General features: G+C 42.5%; 15 protein-coding genes, 3 tRNA genes and 1 pseudogene. 12 read left to right on the forward strand and 7 right to left on the reverse strand.

Translation table 11 applies throughout. The features are described from left to right. Window positions 1–70 precede the first annotated feature (70 nt). The 12 genes and pseudogenes from uvrY to NKI27_RS09315 all read left to right on the forward strand — a co-directional run bounded on the left by uvrY (window position 71) and on the right by NKI27_RS09315 (window position 7,788). Complete coding sequence (uvrY, locus tag NKI27_RS09260) at window positions 71–721, forward strand: UvrY/SirA/GacA family response regulator transcription factor (protein ID WP_265049376.1); 651 nt, start codon at window positions 71–73, stop codon at window positions 719–721. Beyond that, window positions 721–2,553 carry an excinuclease ABC subunit UvrC gene (uvrC, locus tag NKI27_RS09265; protein ID WP_265049377.1) on the forward strand — a complete coding sequence of 611 codons (1,833 nt, stop codon included), beginning with the start codon at window positions 721–723 and terminating at the stop codon, window positions 2,551–2,553. Before uvrY ends, uvrC begins: the two co-directional genes overlap by 1 nt. A 20-nt stretch (window positions 2,554–2,573) precedes the next feature. Continuing rightward, the gene (gene pgsA, locus NKI27_RS09270; protein WP_265049378.1) at window positions 2,574–3,131 is read left to right on the forward strand and encodes a CDP-diacylglycerol--glycerol-3-phosphate 3-phosphatidyltransferase; all 558 of its coding nucleotides are present in this window, start codon (window positions 2,574–2,576) and stop codon (window positions 3,129–3,131) included. Window positions 3,132–3,211: 80 nt separating this feature from the next. Beyond that, window positions 3,212–3,287 (forward strand) — tRNA-Gly (locus NKI27_RS09275). Window positions 3,288–3,401: 114 nt separating this feature from the next. Further along, window positions 3,402–3,475, forward strand: a tRNA-Cys gene (locus tag NKI27_RS09280). 45 nt (window positions 3,476–3,520) lie between these two features. After that, window positions 3,521–3,607 (forward strand) — tRNA-Leu (locus NKI27_RS09285). 262 nt (window positions 3,608–3,869) lie between these two features. Further along, window positions 3,870–4,058, forward strand: a pseudogene (locus NKI27_RS09290) (Arm DNA-binding domain-containing protein); the annotation flags it as partial. 18 nt (window positions 4,059–4,076) lie between these two features. Beyond that, complete coding sequence (locus NKI27_RS09295) at window positions 4,077–5,000, forward strand: tyrosine-type recombinase/integrase (RefSeq protein WP_406803142.1); 924 nt, start codon at window positions 4,077–4,079, stop codon at window positions 4,998–5,000. 129 nt (window positions 5,001–5,129) lie between these two features. Further along, entirely contained in the window at window positions 5,130–5,324 is a 195-nt protein-coding gene (locus NKI27_RS09300) for a helix-turn-helix transcriptional regulator (RefSeq protein ID WP_265049379.1), read from the forward strand. Between the two features lies 1 nt (window position 5,325). After that, window positions 5,326–5,919 (forward strand): site-specific integrase, encoded by a 594-nt coding sequence (locus NKI27_RS09305; protein ID WP_265049380.1) that lies wholly within the window; start codon window positions 5,326–5,328, stop codon window positions 5,917–5,919. Between the two features lie 431 nt (window positions 5,920–6,350). Continuing rightward, complete coding sequence (locus tag NKI27_RS09310; RefSeq protein WP_265049381.1) at window positions 6,351–6,539, forward strand: helix-turn-helix transcriptional regulator; 189 nt, start codon at window positions 6,351–6,353, stop codon at window positions 6,537–6,539. 4 nt (window positions 6,540–6,543) lie between these two features. Then, window positions 6,544–7,788 (forward strand): tyrosine-type recombinase/integrase, encoded by a 1,245-nt coding sequence (locus NKI27_RS09315; RefSeq protein WP_265049382.1) that lies wholly within the window; start codon window positions 6,544–6,546, stop codon window positions 7,786–7,788. A 136-nt stretch (window positions 7,789–7,924) separates the two neighbouring features. Here NKI27_RS09315 and NKI27_RS19480 read toward each other — a convergent pair whose 3' ends face one another. The 7 genes from NKI27_RS19480 to NKI27_RS09345 form a co-directional block, all read right to left on the reverse strand. Further along, window positions 7,925–8,038, reverse strand: coding sequence for a GFA family protein (locus tag NKI27_RS19480; RefSeq protein WP_455168458.1), 114 nt, complete (start codon window positions 8,036–8,038; stop codon window positions 7,925–7,927). A 27-nt stretch (window positions 8,039–8,065) separates the two neighbouring features. Beyond that, window positions 8,066–8,554 (reverse strand): hypothetical protein, encoded by a 489-nt coding sequence (locus NKI27_RS09320; RefSeq protein WP_265049383.1) that lies wholly within the window; start codon window positions 8,552–8,554, stop codon window positions 8,066–8,068. 30 nt (window positions 8,555–8,584) lie between these two features. Continuing rightward, window positions 8,585–10,600, reverse strand: coding sequence for a hypothetical protein (locus NKI27_RS09325; RefSeq protein WP_265049384.1), 2,016 nt, complete (start codon window positions 10,598–10,600; stop codon window positions 8,585–8,587). 125 nt (window positions 10,601–10,725) lie between these two features. After that, entirely contained in the window at window positions 10,726–10,863 is a 138-nt protein-coding gene (locus tag NKI27_RS09330; protein WP_265049385.1) for a hypothetical protein, read from the reverse strand. 449 nt (window positions 10,864–11,312) lie between these two features. Then, on the reverse strand, window positions 11,313–12,071 hold the full coding sequence (gene istB, locus NKI27_RS09335; protein ID WP_265045903.1) for an IS21-like element helper ATPase IstB: 759 nt from the start codon (window positions 12,069–12,071) through the stop codon (window positions 11,313–11,315). Between the two features lie 31 nt (window positions 12,072–12,102). After that, on the reverse strand, window positions 12,103–13,671 hold the full coding sequence (gene istA, locus NKI27_RS09340) for an IS21 family transposase (protein WP_265049386.1): 1,569 nt from the start codon (window positions 13,669–13,671) through the stop codon (window positions 12,103–12,105). Between the two features lie 314 nt (window positions 13,672–13,985). After that, window positions 13,986–14,990: an SNF2-related protein gene (locus tag NKI27_RS09345; protein WP_265049387.1), complete on the reverse strand. Its 1,005-nt coding sequence runs from the start codon at window positions 14,988–14,990 to the stop codon at window positions 13,986–13,988. Between the last annotated feature and the right edge of the window lie 11 nt (window positions 14,991–15,001).

Here is a 15,001-nt window from a genome sequence, read left to right on the forward strand (position 1 = left end):
GTTATATTAACGCTTCGAAATAGCGTATTCTTGTAATACGAGATCGTGCTTTTGATATTTGAGGTGATGCTTGATTAAAGTGCTCGTGGTAGATGATCACGACCTAGTTAGGGCTGGTATTTCACGCATGCTGTCTGATGAAAGCGGCATAGAAGTAGTCGGGGAGGCCAGTTCAGGTGAAGATGCTGTTGGAATTATTAAGTCTGTACACCCTGATATAATTCTAATGGACCTTAAGATGCCTGGTATTGGTGGGCTTGAGGCAACCCGAAAAATAAAGCGTTTAGATGATGAAATAAAAATCATTGTCGTGACCGCCTGTAATGATGACCCGTACCCAGCCAGAGTGATGCAGTCGGGTGCCTCTGCATACATTACAAAAGGGGCTGATATAGAAGAAATGATACGTGCAATTCGTGTGGTTCATTCTGGCCAGCGTTATATGAGTCCTGAAATTGCCCAGAAACTGGCACTGAAGCCCTTCGACGATAAAGAAGAAGGTACGGTGTTTGATAGTTTGTCTGAGCGTGAAATGCAAATAACCACCATGATTGTGGGTTGTATTAAGGTGCAAGATATCTCTGATAAACTTTGTTTAAGTCCAAAAACGGTTAATAGCTATCGTTATAGGATATTTGAAAAGCTTGGTATAACCAGTGATGTCGAGCTCACATTGCTTGCTGTTCGCCACGGTATTCTTGATACAGAAAATATAGATTAGTGTCTTTCGATTCCACTCCCTTTCTAAAGCAGTTAACCACCCGACCTGGTGTCTACAGAATGTATGATGCCAGCGGTGATATTCTGTATGTGGGGAAAGCCCGAAATTTAAAAAACCGAGTTGCAAGCTACTTTCGTACAACGGGATTACACGTCAAAACCCGCGCATTAGTCGCTAAAATTGCTAATATAGAAATAACAGTAACGGACAGTGAAACAGAAGCGCTGCTGCTAGAACAGAATTTAATTAAAGACCTTAAGCCTCCTTATAATATTTTGCTAAGGGATGATAAGTCTTACCCGTACATCTACCTCTCTAGTCATAAAGACTACCCCTCTTTAACGTTCAAAAGAGCTAGAACTAAAAAAGAAAAAGGCAAATACTTTGGCCCCTATCCAAGTTCGGGGGCGGTACGAGAAAGCCTTAATCTCCTCCAGAAGATATTTAAAATTCGTCAGTGTGATGAAAGCTTTTATAAAAATAGAACGCGGCCTTGTTTGCAGCATCAGATAAAGCGTTGCAGTGCGCCTTGTGTGAATTTGATATCGCCAGAAGATTATCAAAAGGATATGCAGAGAGCGACAATGTTTCTTGAGGGTAAGAATCCGCAGGTGATCAATCAACTGGTTGAAGCGATGGGTGAGGCTTCGCAGAATTTACAGTTCGAGAAAGCAGCAGAAATCAGAGATCAAATTGACTTTCTAAGGCATGTGCAAGAACAGCAATCTATAGAGTCAAGCGGCGGTAATATTGATGTCGTTGGGCTTTCGATTAAAGCGGGTGCGGCCTGTCTCTCATTTATGTTTATAAGGGGGGGGCGAGTACTAGGCCATAAAAATTACTTCCCGAAATTAGCATTGGAGCAAGATGAAGCGTCATTACTGGGTAGTTTTTTAGCGCAGTTTTATTTGAGTGGTGCGCGATCAAGTGACCAGCCTAGAGAGATCATTGTACCTTGTGCGCCGGTCGATGCAGATCTTTTACAAGAGGCGCTGAGTGAGTCGCAAGGGATTAATGTCAAAATCCTACATAATGTAAGAACCGATCGTGCTAAGTGGCGTCAGTTGGCTCAGTCAAATGCAGAAATGAGTATCACCAGTTATCTTTCTAAAAAAGAAAACGTATTTCAGCGAGTCGATGCTTTAAGAGTTGCGCTTGAAATGGATGAGGTCCCTAAGCGAATAGAGTGTTTTGATATTAGTCATAGCTCTGGTGAGAAAACAGTGGCATCCTGTGTGGTGTTCAATGATCAAGGTCCGTTTAAGGCCGATTACAGAATATATAATATCGAAGGTGTTACGCCGGGTGATGATTATGCTGCAATGAGGCAAGCCCTCACAAGGCGCTATAAAAGGCTCAAAGCGGGTGAAGGTAAATGGCCTGATATCGTCTTGATTGATGGAGGTAAGGGTCAGTTGGGTGTTGCTATCGAGGTTTTTGAAGCACTTCAAATAACCGGCATACAACTTGTGGGGGTTGCCAAGGGGTCTACTCGAAAAGCAGGCTTCGAAACGCTTATACTTCCTAAAGCGTTAGGGGATAAAACGCTGAACTTAGCTTCAGATTCACCGGCATTGCATTTAATACAGCATGTAAGGGATGAAGCGCACCGCTTTGCCATTACAGGTCACCGGCAACGTCGAGATAAAGTAAGAAAAACCTCTACTTTAGAAAATATTGACGGAATAGGGCCCAAAAGGCGTCGAGAATTGCTAAAATACTTCGGTGGACTGCAAGAAGTGAAGAAAGCAAGCGCAGAAGAGATTGCGAAAGTCCCAGGTATATCCAAAACCATTGCCGTCATAATTTATGACCACCTTCATTCAGATTGATGAGACGAAACAACTTATTTATGACATTGCCTAATATGCTCACCATGTCGAGAATCGTGCTAATACCGGTTTTCGTCCTTGCGTTTTATTTACCTAATGAGTCTCATCGTATGGTGGCCACGGGAGTGTTCTTTCTGGCCGGTTTTACTGACTGGCTAGATGGATATATCGCCCGTAAGATGAATCAGACGACTCGTTTTGGTGCCTTCTTAGACCCAGTAGCAGATAAACTGATGGTCGCGGTAGCACTGACAATGATCGTCGAAGACTTTAATTCGATGTGGATAACCATTCCGTCAATTATCATAATTGGCCGTGAAATAGTCATATCGGCACTACGAGAGTGGATGGCTGAAATGGGTAAACGGGCAAGTGTTGCTGTTTCTTATATTGGTAAGATTAAAACAGGGGCTCAAATGTGGGCAATCCTGCTTATGCTATTCTCACCACCGGGTGAACTGGTCGCAAATATTGGTGTGGTGTTATTGTATTTGGCATCAGTGCTCACTTTATGGTCAATGTTCATATATTTGAAGGCTGCATGGCCCGATTTATCTGAAGAAATGTACATTAAATAATCAATCTGTTATTGCGTGACATTATCTTACTTTTGGCGCTTGACAGAAATCGTTAATCAAGTAATATATGCGCCACTCAAGCGGGAATAGCTCAGTTGGTAGAGCACAACCTTGCCAAGGTTGGGGTCGCGAGTTCGAATCTCGTTTCCCGCTCCAAATTTTAGAAACCCCGGCAAAGCTGGGGTTTTTAGTTATACTACAAACTTGTTTAGCGTAGTTATGTTAAATTTCGCGTAGTTATGTTAGATAGTTAGGTAAAAGTAGCATAAAGGCGCGATAGCAAAGCGGTTATGCACTGGATTGCAAATCCACGTAGGCCGGTTCGACTCCGGCTCGCGCCTCCAAATTTAGAAGGTCGAAGCAATTCGATTTAGTTAGAAAAAAGAAAAGCCTGGGTGGTGGAATTGGTAGACACCCGAGACTTAAAATCTCGTGTCCGTAAGGGCGTGCCGGTTCGACCCCGGCTCCAGGCACCATTCTCAATAGTTTCACTTCGTATCATAAAATCCAATATAGTCCTAAAGTCCAATAAATACAGCGTATTAGCGTTGGTTTTTCTGTGCCTGTTTGTCTCACTGTGTTCCGCGTTGTGTCATTGCATCTTTTCTGTAAGGGGTAAATTAGGGGGCAAATTGAGTGTGGTTTAGGTATTGTCCCTATGAAAAGACAGAAATGGCCTGGAAAATTAACAGAAGCACAAATCAAGAAGCTTAAGCCAAAAGAACGCCTTATAAGGTTTCCGATGGTGGAGGTCTTCATTTACTTATTCATCCTAATGGATCCTGTTATTGGCGTGTAAAATACCGTATTGATAATAAAGAGAAAATTTTATCTTTGGGGGTATATCCAGGGACAAAATTAGAGGAGGCCCGAAACAAAACTGTGGAAGCTAAAAAGCTACTAGAAGAAGGGACTGATCCTGCTGTTCAGAAAAGGCGAAATAAAATGCGCCAGGTAGAGAATTGTTTCAATGCCATTGCTCTCGAGTGGTGGGAGAAAGAGCGGAGTGTTTGGACTACTGACCATGCGAATCGGGTAAAACAGACTCTAGAGCGAGAGGCTTTTCCAGTTATTGGTGAAATGCCCATTGATAAAATAACTGCACAAGATTGCCTACAGGTCGTCCGTAATATTGAGGCTCGTGGTGCACTGGATGTTGCCAGTCGCGTCAAGCAACGAATGAGTGCGGTATTTCGTTACGCAATTTATACTGGGTATGTAGACGGTAATCCGGTTGATGCACTCAGGGATGTGATAAAAAGCAGAAAAGTTCGCCATCAAAAAGCGTTAGACCTGCCTTTACTCCCGAAATTTTTAAATGATGTTGATGAATGCAATAGGCTAACCGAGGTGACTCGGCTAGGTCTCAAATTGTTGGTTCATTGTTTTGTTCGCCCTGGTGAGCTTAGGGCTGCACGCTGGTCTGAAATAGACTGGAATAACGCGGAGTGGCGAATTCCTGCTGAGCGAATGAAAATGCGAGAAACCCATATTGTCCCTCTCGCCCCTCAAACAATCACAATTCTCATCGAGTTGCAGGCAAAATCCGGCAAATTTGAGTACTTGTTCCCTGGCTATCACAATCCTCGTACTCATATGTCAGAGAATGCCCTGACATACGCAATACGTAGGCGCCTTAATTTTGATGCAACCAGTCATGGCTTTCGAACGGTGGCATCGACTGTACTTAATGAGAATGGATTTAGGCCTGATATTATTGAGCGGCAACTAGCGCACTCTGAGCGAAATAGGGTTAGAGCAGCCTATAATAGAGCCCTTTATCTTAATGAGCGCCGTGATATGATGGAGTGGTGGGCTAGTTACCTAGCTGAATTGCTACGACAGTACAGGGATAGCAATACTAAATAAGCCAAAATATTCAAATAAGTTCACTTTATCTGAAACATGACGAAATAAGCTATCTTTCGAGTCAATTAGCTTATATATAACCGTTAATAATACCTCCTTACATTAACTGCTACTCGTGTGGAGGTCATTATGAGTGCACAAACAACAACATACCCACGTATGTTGCGTATCAATGATGTTAGCAGCATCACTGGTCTGTCTAGAAGTACTTTTTATAGAAACGTAGAGGCCAATAGCTTTCCTAAACCGGTACATATCACTCGCCGCCGTATTGCTTTGCGCGAACTTGATATTATGAACTGGTTCGAATCACTGGAGGCCTGATATGCACATGGAATATAAGGAGCAGGCGTCCTGCTCGTTAAATTCGCTAGATGTGGCTAAGGCAGCAAACCTAGTAGAGGAAGCATACAGGATTTCCCAAGTAGCCAAATTTGCCGTTGAGCTCTACATCTATATGCCGATGAACCCGAAAATCTTTGTTAAAATCCAATGGGATGATGTTGATCTAGACAATGCTTTGTTGAGAAGTCGTTCAGGTGACAACCTGCTTTTGATTCCTATTTCTACGAGAGCGATCAGATTGTTAGAGGCATTAAAGTCGATTACGGGTGCTAATCGGTTTGTCTTTTCGAAAAATAAAACATCAAACAACCATATTGCAGAGAGCCAGCTAACCAATGCTCTAAGAAAAACGGGGTTCTATTTGCCAGTCTCAAAAATATTAGAATTGGCTAAATATACACTTGTTGAAAAATTCGCAGACTGGGATGCGGTCGCCATTCAATTTGGAGTGATCTCAGTATCCGAGAGTATCTGGAGAGATGATGATCGACTTGATGAGCGTAGAGTATTGACTCAATGGTGGGCAGATTACATCGATAACCTTAGGTTATCGCTACGATATTTTCTTCCTTAACTGCTCTAGATTGGATTTAACATAGCCAGTAATGGATCTATTGATCTGTTATTGGCTTTTGTGCAATTTGATCCTTATAAATAAACAAGGCAACCTATTAAATCTGACTTAGACAATAAGAAAGCAAGTCTATTCGTCAAATAAATCAATGAAATACACAGTAAAGACATTTATAGCAGAGATGTGGGAATGAGTGAAGCAGCGTACTTCTCACCGTTTAATAACTTAAGCGCTGTGATTTTGTAGTAAAAATATCAAATTAAATATGCCTAAGTAAATCAATAGGATATAGATGTGAGAGCGGTTGTTTAGTTGCTTATTTTTAATATAGTCGTTTCGAGTGCGAATATAGCAATCTTTTAGCCGATTTACCCACTACGTTAAGCTCAATAATACCTCCACATTAATCGAAACCTACTGTGGAGTACAAAATGCCTCAATCAAATACCGCCCAATTACTCAAGATCCCTCAGGTTACTAAAATAACGGGGTTATCTCGCAGCACTATTTATAGACTGATCAAAGATGGAGAATTTCCTGGGCCAATTCGAATCACTAGGCGACGGGTTGCCTGGCGGCAAGATGATATTCAGTCTTGGTTTGACAGCATAGGAGCGTAAGATAATGACTAGACGAACGATTCCAAGCCGCCTGACAGATGCAACCATCCGCAATGCCCAGGATAAGGGCAAAAAGTATAAACTTTATGATGGGGGAGGTTTATTCCTGGAGGTAAGCAAAACGAAAATTGACGGCAAGAATATTAAGCGTTGGAAGATGAGGTACAAATTTGCTGAAAAGGAGCGGTGTATTACTATTGGTCCTTACTTGCCTAATAATAAGGGCGTTTCCCTGTTAGAGGCGCGAGAAGCAGCTTTGGAAGCTAAAGCAATGCTGCTGAGAGGTGTTAACCCCTCCTTGAGAATTGGAAATAAGGGGAATGCCTCAACTGATAGCAAATTCAAATCAGTTGCCAAAGCATGGCACGAAAATGAGTTAGAGAAATGGAAGACAGGGCACGCCGCTGATATATGGGACTCGTTGGAGAAAGATGTTTTTCCAACATTTGGTGATGTTCCAATACACGAGATCTCAACACAGGATTGCCTGATTATTTTGCAAAAAATTGAAAAACGGGGAGCATTAGAAACGTGTAAAAAAATTAAGCAGAGAATGTCTTGTATATTTGATCATGGAATTATATTTGATTTTATAAAGTCAAATCCTGTGGGGCCTCTACGAAAATTTGGTAAAAAGCGCAAAACAAAGGGCTACAAAGCAATAGCAGTCTCAGAACTTAGCTCATATCTTAATGCTGTTGAAACGAGTATACGTATAGAAGAGTTAACCAGACTGGCGTTACAGCTCTCAGTTGAAACGTTTGGCAGGTCAGCTGAGGTTAGAGAGGGGACATGGAGCGAAATTGATTTTGAGAAAAAGCTCTGGCATATACCCAAAGAGCGAATGAAGAATAATTTGGATTTCGTTATACCTCTTAGCGATGCCGCTATAGCTATATTGACAAGGCTCAGGGATATCAATGGTCGCCGAGAATTGATATTTGCAAGCACTATAAATCCTAAAAAGCCGATCAGTGAGGGGACTTTAAATGCAGCTATTAGGCGACTAGGATTTGATGGTACAACTCACGGATTTAGGAAAATCGCGTGCACAACGCTTTATGAAGTAGGGTATCCTCACCCAGCTATAGAACGCCAGTTATCGCATGTGGAGAAAAACAAGATTGTTGGCATTTATAATAAGGCAAAATATTTAAATAAGAGAACAGAGTTTATGTCTTGGTGGTCCGAGTACCTAGCTGATGTTAGGCTAGGGAAGAGGGAGCCGATTGAATATGTAATTGATTAATTTTTTGATATCTAGGTTCAGCAGAAATTTGCTGGATCTAGATATTAATGAGACTGATTTTGTTTCAGAAATTATGTAATGCAAGTCTTTCAATGAGTGTAAATCTAACTGAAGCAGGCATTCGTTGAAAGCTGCTTCAGGCTGCCCCGTGCTGCTTTTGACACATACGACAATGGCAATGTGATACTTTTCGCGGCATGCTTTTGATTTCGTACTGCACTTGCCTGCAGAGGCAGCTCCCTTTCAGCATTTAATGGCCTCTTAACTAATAACCAAGTTATGGTGTCTGCTTGCATTCATCGAGCTTCTTCGTAGCACTAATGCTGGTCCCCTGTTGATCAAATAGAAATGACAATGGCATATCTATACTTCCAAATATTGCTTGTTTGTAGGCGTCTATATTAGGTATTTCCACGCCATTGATTGAGGCTAAGCTTACTGGCATATTTTCAGGGAGCCCATGAGAAATTTTGTATGCTTCTAAAACCATAGGCTTGTCGTTCTCCATTTCGATGATAACAGGATAACAACCAATATCATCGACTTTAATAAACCCTTTCTTAGAGAATATATCGACGCATGCATCTCTATTTCGTGCAGCAATAATTTGATTCCCCAGAGAAATGGCAGAGCCAATCACCTTCCCTTTGCATACATGTGCTTCACCTTCAGCGTTCAACATGTCGGCCGTTTTGATTATTGTGCTTGAGCAACCAGCCAAGGTTAGAATGCTGAGTGCTAATAAAAGTGCTTTTGATGTTTTCATTGTGTTCATCCATTGAATTTGGTTTACGAGTTAGTACAAGCGTCCGTGAATAGGGGATAGCGAGTATTCAGGTAGGTTTGTTGATTGAGTTGCCATTTCAACAAGTGAAACCTGGTGAAGGCGTGAATTTGTTCCGCCCTTGGCAATCACATGGAGCTTTTCATCTTGCGCATCACTAACCGAAGTATCCGTTACGTCGCCTAGGATTAATATTTCTCGGAGAGCACCATTATCCTTTGAAATAGAATAGAGGCGTATATCGAAAGCTGTTGACTCGGAAGTATTCAAATTTTGCTCAATCAATAAGGAGTGAGAATTAGATGTTAAGTCAAAATAAGGCTTCAATTGCGCGTTGGTTATGTTCTGTGCAATATCAAGGTTGCGGTCAAAAAGTGATACGGTGGCTTCATTGATAGATGTTGAGTTGCTGTCTCTATAGGATACAGCCAATACATCCCCGTGGACGTGAATATGTCCGTGGTATTTATCTTCGAATATCGGAGAAAATGCTCTCGTGCTTAGGTTATACGAATAGATATGGTCTTTGAAATCTGAAATATCAGAAATATCTCGAATTTCAAAGATTAAATAATCTCCGTGCAGTGATATATCAGTCACTGATGTTTTTTCTTCTATGTCAAAGAGTTTGTTTATTGATAGGTCGGTTCTATCAACTTGATAGACCGCAGAGTCGGCAAAAAACAGACTAATGTTCGTTCCCAATTGATTGAAAGTGGGTAGATAAATCGAGGTCTCGGCGGAGAATATCGGCGTGCCGGGCAGTTGATAGCCTGACTGGAGTAAATCTTCAGCTGTGACTAAATACAAGGATCTATCTCTATTGGCCAAAGCGTATATAGCGCTTTGGGATTCGCCTTTCGGACCTGTTTGAATCAGGCTCCTGAGGTCAAGTTCGGTACCGCTATCTAGGTTTGCGTCGACAAAACCAACTCTACCCGTAGTGCCATCAGTTTTTCCTCCGTACATCAAAGAAACTTGGCCTGAATAGTCATAAAGTGCGCCCGTAGGGGTTATATCTAATTCAGTGGGTACAACTTCGTCATTTTCGCTATCATCAATGAGAATTCTAGCTATATAGTCGTCACCTCCTATTCCACATAACCCGTCTTCTCCTGATAGCTGGGTAAACGTAAGGTCATTGGAGGTAGAAACAAATGATTTTGCATAATAGCAGGGGGTCGAAGAGCCTTGACCGCTCAAGTTTCGTAAGGAACCATCGGTTCTGTTAAATGCCACTAGCTTCTTATCATCTTGGCTAATGATGATGTTATTGTCTAAAGATCCCGTTTCAATATTGAGAACAAGGGGTTTAAGGGTGTATTCAGGTGCGAGCTGGTCTTCTACCACTGTTGCTAGGGCGTTGTTTTCATAACTGTAGCTAATCAGCTGTTCATCATAAAAAGCGGTGAGTAACTCGAAATTTGGAGCGCTGAGAGACTTAAATGTGTCTGTATACGTTATTCCAAAGTTTTCCAGTGATTCGCTAAAGTGCTTTTTAGCACCGCTGCGATCGACCAAGGAATTTATTCCTAAATGATTAATGAGTTCGATTACGTCTTCATCTAGGGAAAAAACTGAAGCTGAATCGCTGAAGTCGATGCTCATTCCACTCGCTAAATTATGAATCGCTTGTGGGATCTTAATTCCATCACTTACGTCTTGATTCTCATCCAATGATTGCAGAAGTTGAATAGCGTTCAATGCAGAAGTAGATGCAATATCTGAGTCAGTCGTAAATAGATCCAATGGTGTAACGATGGCTTTTCCTAAGGATTCTCCCAGGTATATATTTCCTATATAAAACCTGATGGTTTCTCCTTCTAGGTAATCGAAATAACCTTGCTCATCAGTATAAGCCTCTTGGCTATCTGTAACGTATCTCAGGTTCGCGACAGCTGAATCAATGAATTGGCCTTGGTTGATACTGGGTTCAGGGCTGGGGGCAGGGGTGGATGAGCCACCGCCACACCCTGATATCAGTGCTGTAACAGAAATTAATGCTGTTGGAATTGCCAGTTTTTTCATATTCGTATCCTTGAAAAATGAATGGGGTCCTTAGCTTACTACCTGGGCTTAAATTGCAAGGGGGTTGTGTTAGCAGGTAGAAGTAATTGTCGTCATCAGGTGATTGGCTTGTAAGTCGGGTGTAGCTAACTCGGTTGGTGAGTTTTTGGTTTCAAGCGAAAACCGATTAAGGCGTTTGGGAGGTAGTAGATATTAATGTTGTCGGCTGAACGCACAGATAAATGTGCGGCTCGACTAGTAGAGTCTAGAGTTTTCTTAATCATAAAAAATCCTTTTCACGCATGCATTGTTGGTTTCGTTTGACGGGGAAACCAAATGCATGAGAACAATCAATCGTCCTAATGTATAGATTATATAGTTTATTTGAGGTTTTTAACAGTAGAGATCGATGATTAATAAAATATTCATGTTGTGCGTAATTCATAATCATTAATCCTTTTTTGGTGCATTCCTAGTTTTATCCAATAGATGTTGTTTCTCGCAATCTTATGGAACATTTAGGTTTTCTGTCATCAGCATAATTTCTTCATGTTTATTAGTACCTAAATGGAGATTTTAATGAATGCCTTGATAAATGATCGGATATCTTTGAATACTCAACTTGGGACTGCATATATAGCTGTCTCTGACAATTGCGTATTCCGCTGAAGATGATCACTCTCTGCGATCGATGATGATCACTTTTTCTTCCTAAGCATTACGAACTTACTTTTTACTTTAAGTGATCATCTTCCGTCAATGTTGTCATTAGTTTTCTCATCGATTCTCCTTTCAGATTTAGCTTGTGAGCATTGTGTAATAGCCGATCCAAAATGGCGTCAGCCAATGTTGGGTCAGCTATAAAATCATGCCACTGTGTCAGCGGTAGCTGACTCGTAAATAGGGTCGATTTGCTATTGTGCCTATCCTCCATAATCTCTAACAGATCATTCCGTTGACTTTGAGTTAGCGGCTCTAGCCCCCAGTCGTCAATAATGAGTAAATCCATCTTCGCTATCTGGGCCAGTAGCTTTAGATAACTGCCATCTCCGTGTGAGATCGTTAACTGTTCGAACAACCGACTCGCCCTGAAGTAACGCACTCGATAACCTTGATGACAGGCGTGATGACCTAAGGCGCAAGCCAGATAGGTTTTACCGCAGCCTGTTGGCCCTGTAATCACTAGGTTCTGGTGCCGTTTGATCCACTCATTGCTCTGTAGTCCTGCAACGGTGCTTTGGCCCAAGCCTCTGGGGTGACTGTAATCAACATCTTCTAAGCGGGCTGGAACTTTTAGATGCGCTGCTTTTAACAGCCTTTGTAATCGCTTATCGTTGCGATACGTCATCTCGTATTGGATTAGTAGCCCTATGCGCTCAGAGAAGCTGAGACCATCATAGGTATTGGGTTGATTAAACTGCTGTTCTAAGGCATCTGCTAGCCCCAGTAGTTTCAGCTGACGAAGTTGTTGTAGGCTTTGTATTTGTAGCATAAGTGATTCCTTTTCCTGAGTGTCTGATCGGTTAGTGGTAGTAATCTGATCCACGTACATTCGGGTGGTTGGGTGTGCTGGGTTGATTCGGACTGAGAGGTAACGGTAACTGATCCATATTGCTTTCGAGGATCGACTTAACGCTTTTTAATCGAGGGGATTTAATATGTATTGCTCGCTGACACGCTGACACGCTGACACGCTGACACGCTGCCTCTAGCCGTGCGGGCGTGTACTGTTTTGACAAGTTGAGTAAGCCTAGACATGCGCGATACGCCTGCTCAGGATGGCGTTTCTGCTCAATAATATCTTTAACGAGCTGTTGTGTTGATTCCCCGATACGACGCCCCCAGTTCATTAACCTCTCAGGAGTCCATGTCTTATGTCGTTGGTGGGCTTGAGGCATATGATTTGCGTCTGTCGTAAAGCTTCCTGGTCGCTGGCTTCGGCCATGCCTTGCGATCTGCTGCCCTTTGAAGAACACGGCAATACCTTCGCGTGTCGCATGTATTTCAACCTCATGTTTAACTAAGTGGTGCGGGACTGAGTAAAAGTGTTTATCAAATTCAAAATGATAATCGATGTTAATTCTGGCGAGCTTAAATTCGGTATATTCATAACGTGTACTGGGCAGCGGTCTGAGTGCTGGTTTATCAAGTAATTCGAACTGACTTAACCGACTACCAGGCAGTTTTTTAAACGGTCGCTGATTAAGGTCAGCTAGCAGGGCTTTGATTGCGAGATTAAGCTCTGCGAGGGTAAAGAAGGTTTGGTGTCGCAGTCGTGCCAGTATCCATCGCTGTACGATCAATACTGCATTTTCTGCTTTGGCTTTATCTTTGGGTTTTAGCGGTCTGGCTGGGATAATTACCGTTTTGTAGTGTGTTGCCAGGTGCTGATAGCTCCTGTTTATTTCAGGCTCATAACGGCACGGTTTACTGACAGCGCTTCTTAGCTGGTCGGGTACCACGACCTCCGGTACACCACCAAAGAACTCGAATGCTTTTACGTGCGCATCAATCCAGTCAGCCTTTTGCTGCGACCATGAAGCTAGGGCAAAGGTATAGTGGCTCGCACCCAGTGTCGCAACGAAGATCTGGGCTGGGTGTATTTCACCAGTGTTTGGATTGACGATCGGAACCGTCGCCCCGCTGTAATCAACAAACAGCTTTTCACCTGCCTGATGGATATGACGCATCGAGCGTTGTTGTTTCTTGATCCATTGACGATAGTAATTACAGTATTGGGAAAACTGGTAGCCTGCATCGCCATAGGCTTGCTTATACTCTTCCCACAACAACTGCTTAGTAACGCCTTTACGCTTAAGCTCTTGATGAATCTGTGCATAGTCAGGTTCAACACGGCCATGCCTATCTTTGATCTTAGGCTCTGGGAATAAGCGCTGTTCCAACTCACTTTCACTCAGCTCAGACGGTAGCGGCCAGGTAAGACCGACTTCGTTGGCTCGACGAGCATATAGAGAGACCGTGCCGACGCCAATATTAAGGCAGCGGGCAATTTTTCTATGACTCAATTTAGCTTCAAATTTGAGGCGGAGAATATCTTTGATTTGTCGCATTGGTAATCTCTTGCTTGGCATCGTACCCTCAGGCTCAAAAAGCACTAAGAATACAATACTAAAAACGATTAAAATCAATGCGTAGGAAGAGTCTGCGGTCGAAGGTGATCGGTGTCTGCGACAACTTGATCACTCTCTGCGATAACTATCGAAAAGTGATCATCATCGATCGCAGGAAGCGATCACGTTCAATCGCAGAAGGTGATCAACTTGGATCGTAGAGGGTGATCATGATCATTCGGAATATGCAACAATTACCGAGGACCGCATCCATATAAATTAGCTGCACTGATTTTCATGCATACATTGATAAACCCGCAAGAGCTGACGTCACTTCACTGGAGGCAAGTACATTTAGACAGAAGCGAGGTATCACTGTAGAAATACTCGGTGAGTGCCGCAGAAGCAGATTGACTATCTTTATTTAACAGATTGATATCTTGAGTCGCATCATTGCAGGTTAAATTCAACAGGCTGGTAACCTCTTCTAGGGTGTTTCTGATTGGAGTGCCTGATAAGAGCAACCTCTTATCAATGGTATTAGCGATGCGAGAGACTGCTTTGGTCCGTTTGGCTTTCGGGTTTTTGAGATAATGTGCCTCATCTGCTATCAATAGGTCTATAGAGTTATTCATTAATGAATCAGTTAGTTTTCCGCCAAGACGCTCGTTAACTCTGTTTAACTTTTTGGTAGCTTTCGTGGTCAGTCCTGAAAGTTTTACAGGCATTGTAATGGTTAGGCGCCAGTCTCCGTTTTCCAATACTCTCCATGCAATGATCTCATCATCTAAATTTGCTGAGGAAATTATATCCTTGTCGCATTGTTCTGAAATATTAATAATTCCAGGTCTTTCAACTAAGACGTCATAGGTAATTATTGTCCAGCGTGTGGTTAGGCATATCTCGTCCAAATTAGATGTAATATGTTGTATCGTTTCCTCAGGGCCAATCCAGTCTTTTATTTCTCTGTCCCAAACATAGCGTGCATTTGCTGGGGCGATTATCAGTATCCGCTCAGCATGAATCCCTGCAGCGAACCCTAGGGTTTGAACTGTCTTGCCCGTCCCCATTTCGTCTCCATTGAGAATGCGGCCTCTGTTGGCTGTAGCGAACTCAATGCCTTCCCTTTGATACTGGTGAAGTACCTTGCCATTGCGAGCCGCTTGATTCCAGCCAGGAATTGCTGAGTAATCTAATGTTAGCGCTCTCGCTTTATTTTCAGGTGTGTGTTCAATTTCATGGGGGATGCCTAAACTATTGAGAAAATTCAGCCAGCTGTCTAAGTCCTCAGAAGCAATGTTAATAATACCATCCCAAGAAATAGGTGTTCTAATACCCATAGGGTAGTTGC

Source organism: Alkalimarinus alittae (assembly GCF_026016465.1).
Taxonomy (GTDB): Bacteria; Pseudomonadota; Gammaproteobacteria; order Pseudomonadales; family Oleiphilaceae; genus Alkalimarinus; species Alkalimarinus alittae.

What these genes read in the sequence shown, in the direction of transcription:
- pgsA (WP_265049378.1), top strand. Translation starts at nt 2,574, where the DNA reads ATGACATTGCCTAATATGCTCACCATGTCGAGAATCGTGCTAATACCG.
- NKI27_RS09295 (WP_406803142.1), top strand. Translation starts at nt 4,077, where the DNA reads ATGCGCCAGGTAGAGAATTGTTTCAATGCCATTGCTCTCGAGTGGTGG.
- NKI27_RS09300 (WP_265049379.1), top strand. Translation starts at nt 5,130, where the DNA reads ATGAGTGCACAAACAACAACATACCCACGTATGTTGCGTATCAATGAT.
- NKI27_RS09305 (WP_265049380.1), top strand. Translation starts at nt 5,326, where the DNA reads ATGCACATGGAATATAAGGAGCAGGCGTCCTGCTCGTTAAATTCGCTA.
- NKI27_RS09310 (WP_265049381.1), top strand. Translation starts at nt 6,351, where the DNA reads ATGCCTCAATCAAATACCGCCCAATTACTCAAGATCCCTCAGGTTACT.
- NKI27_RS09315 (WP_265049382.1), top strand. Translation starts at nt 6,544, where the DNA reads ATGACTAGACGAACGATTCCAAGCCGCCTGACAGATGCAACCATCCGC.
- NKI27_RS19480 (WP_455168458.1), bottom strand. Translation starts at nt 8,038, where the DNA reads ATGCTGAAAGGGAGCTGCCTCTGCAGGCAAGTGCAGTACGAAATCAAA.
- NKI27_RS09320 (WP_265049383.1), bottom strand. Translation starts at nt 8,554, where the DNA reads ATGAAAACATCAAAAGCACTTTTATTAGCACTCAGCATTCTAACCTTG.
- NKI27_RS09325 (WP_265049384.1), bottom strand. Translation starts at nt 10,600, where the DNA reads ATGAAAAAACTGGCAATTCCAACAGCATTAATTTCTGTTACAGCACTG.
- NKI27_RS09330 (WP_265049385.1), bottom strand. Translation starts at nt 10,863, where the DNA reads ATGATTAAGAAAACTCTAGACTCTACTAGTCGAGCCGCACATTTATCT.
- istB (WP_265045903.1), bottom strand. Translation starts at nt 12,071, where the DNA reads ATGCTACAAATACAAAGCCTACAACAACTTCGTCAGCTGAAACTACTG.
- istA (WP_265049386.1), bottom strand. Translation starts at nt 13,671, where the DNA reads ATGCCAAGCAAGAGATTACCAATGCGACAAATCAAAGATATTCTCCGC.
- NKI27_RS09345 (WP_265049387.1), bottom strand. Translation starts at nt 14,990, where the DNA reads ATGGGTATTAGAACACCTATTTCTTGGGATGGTATTATTAACATTGCT.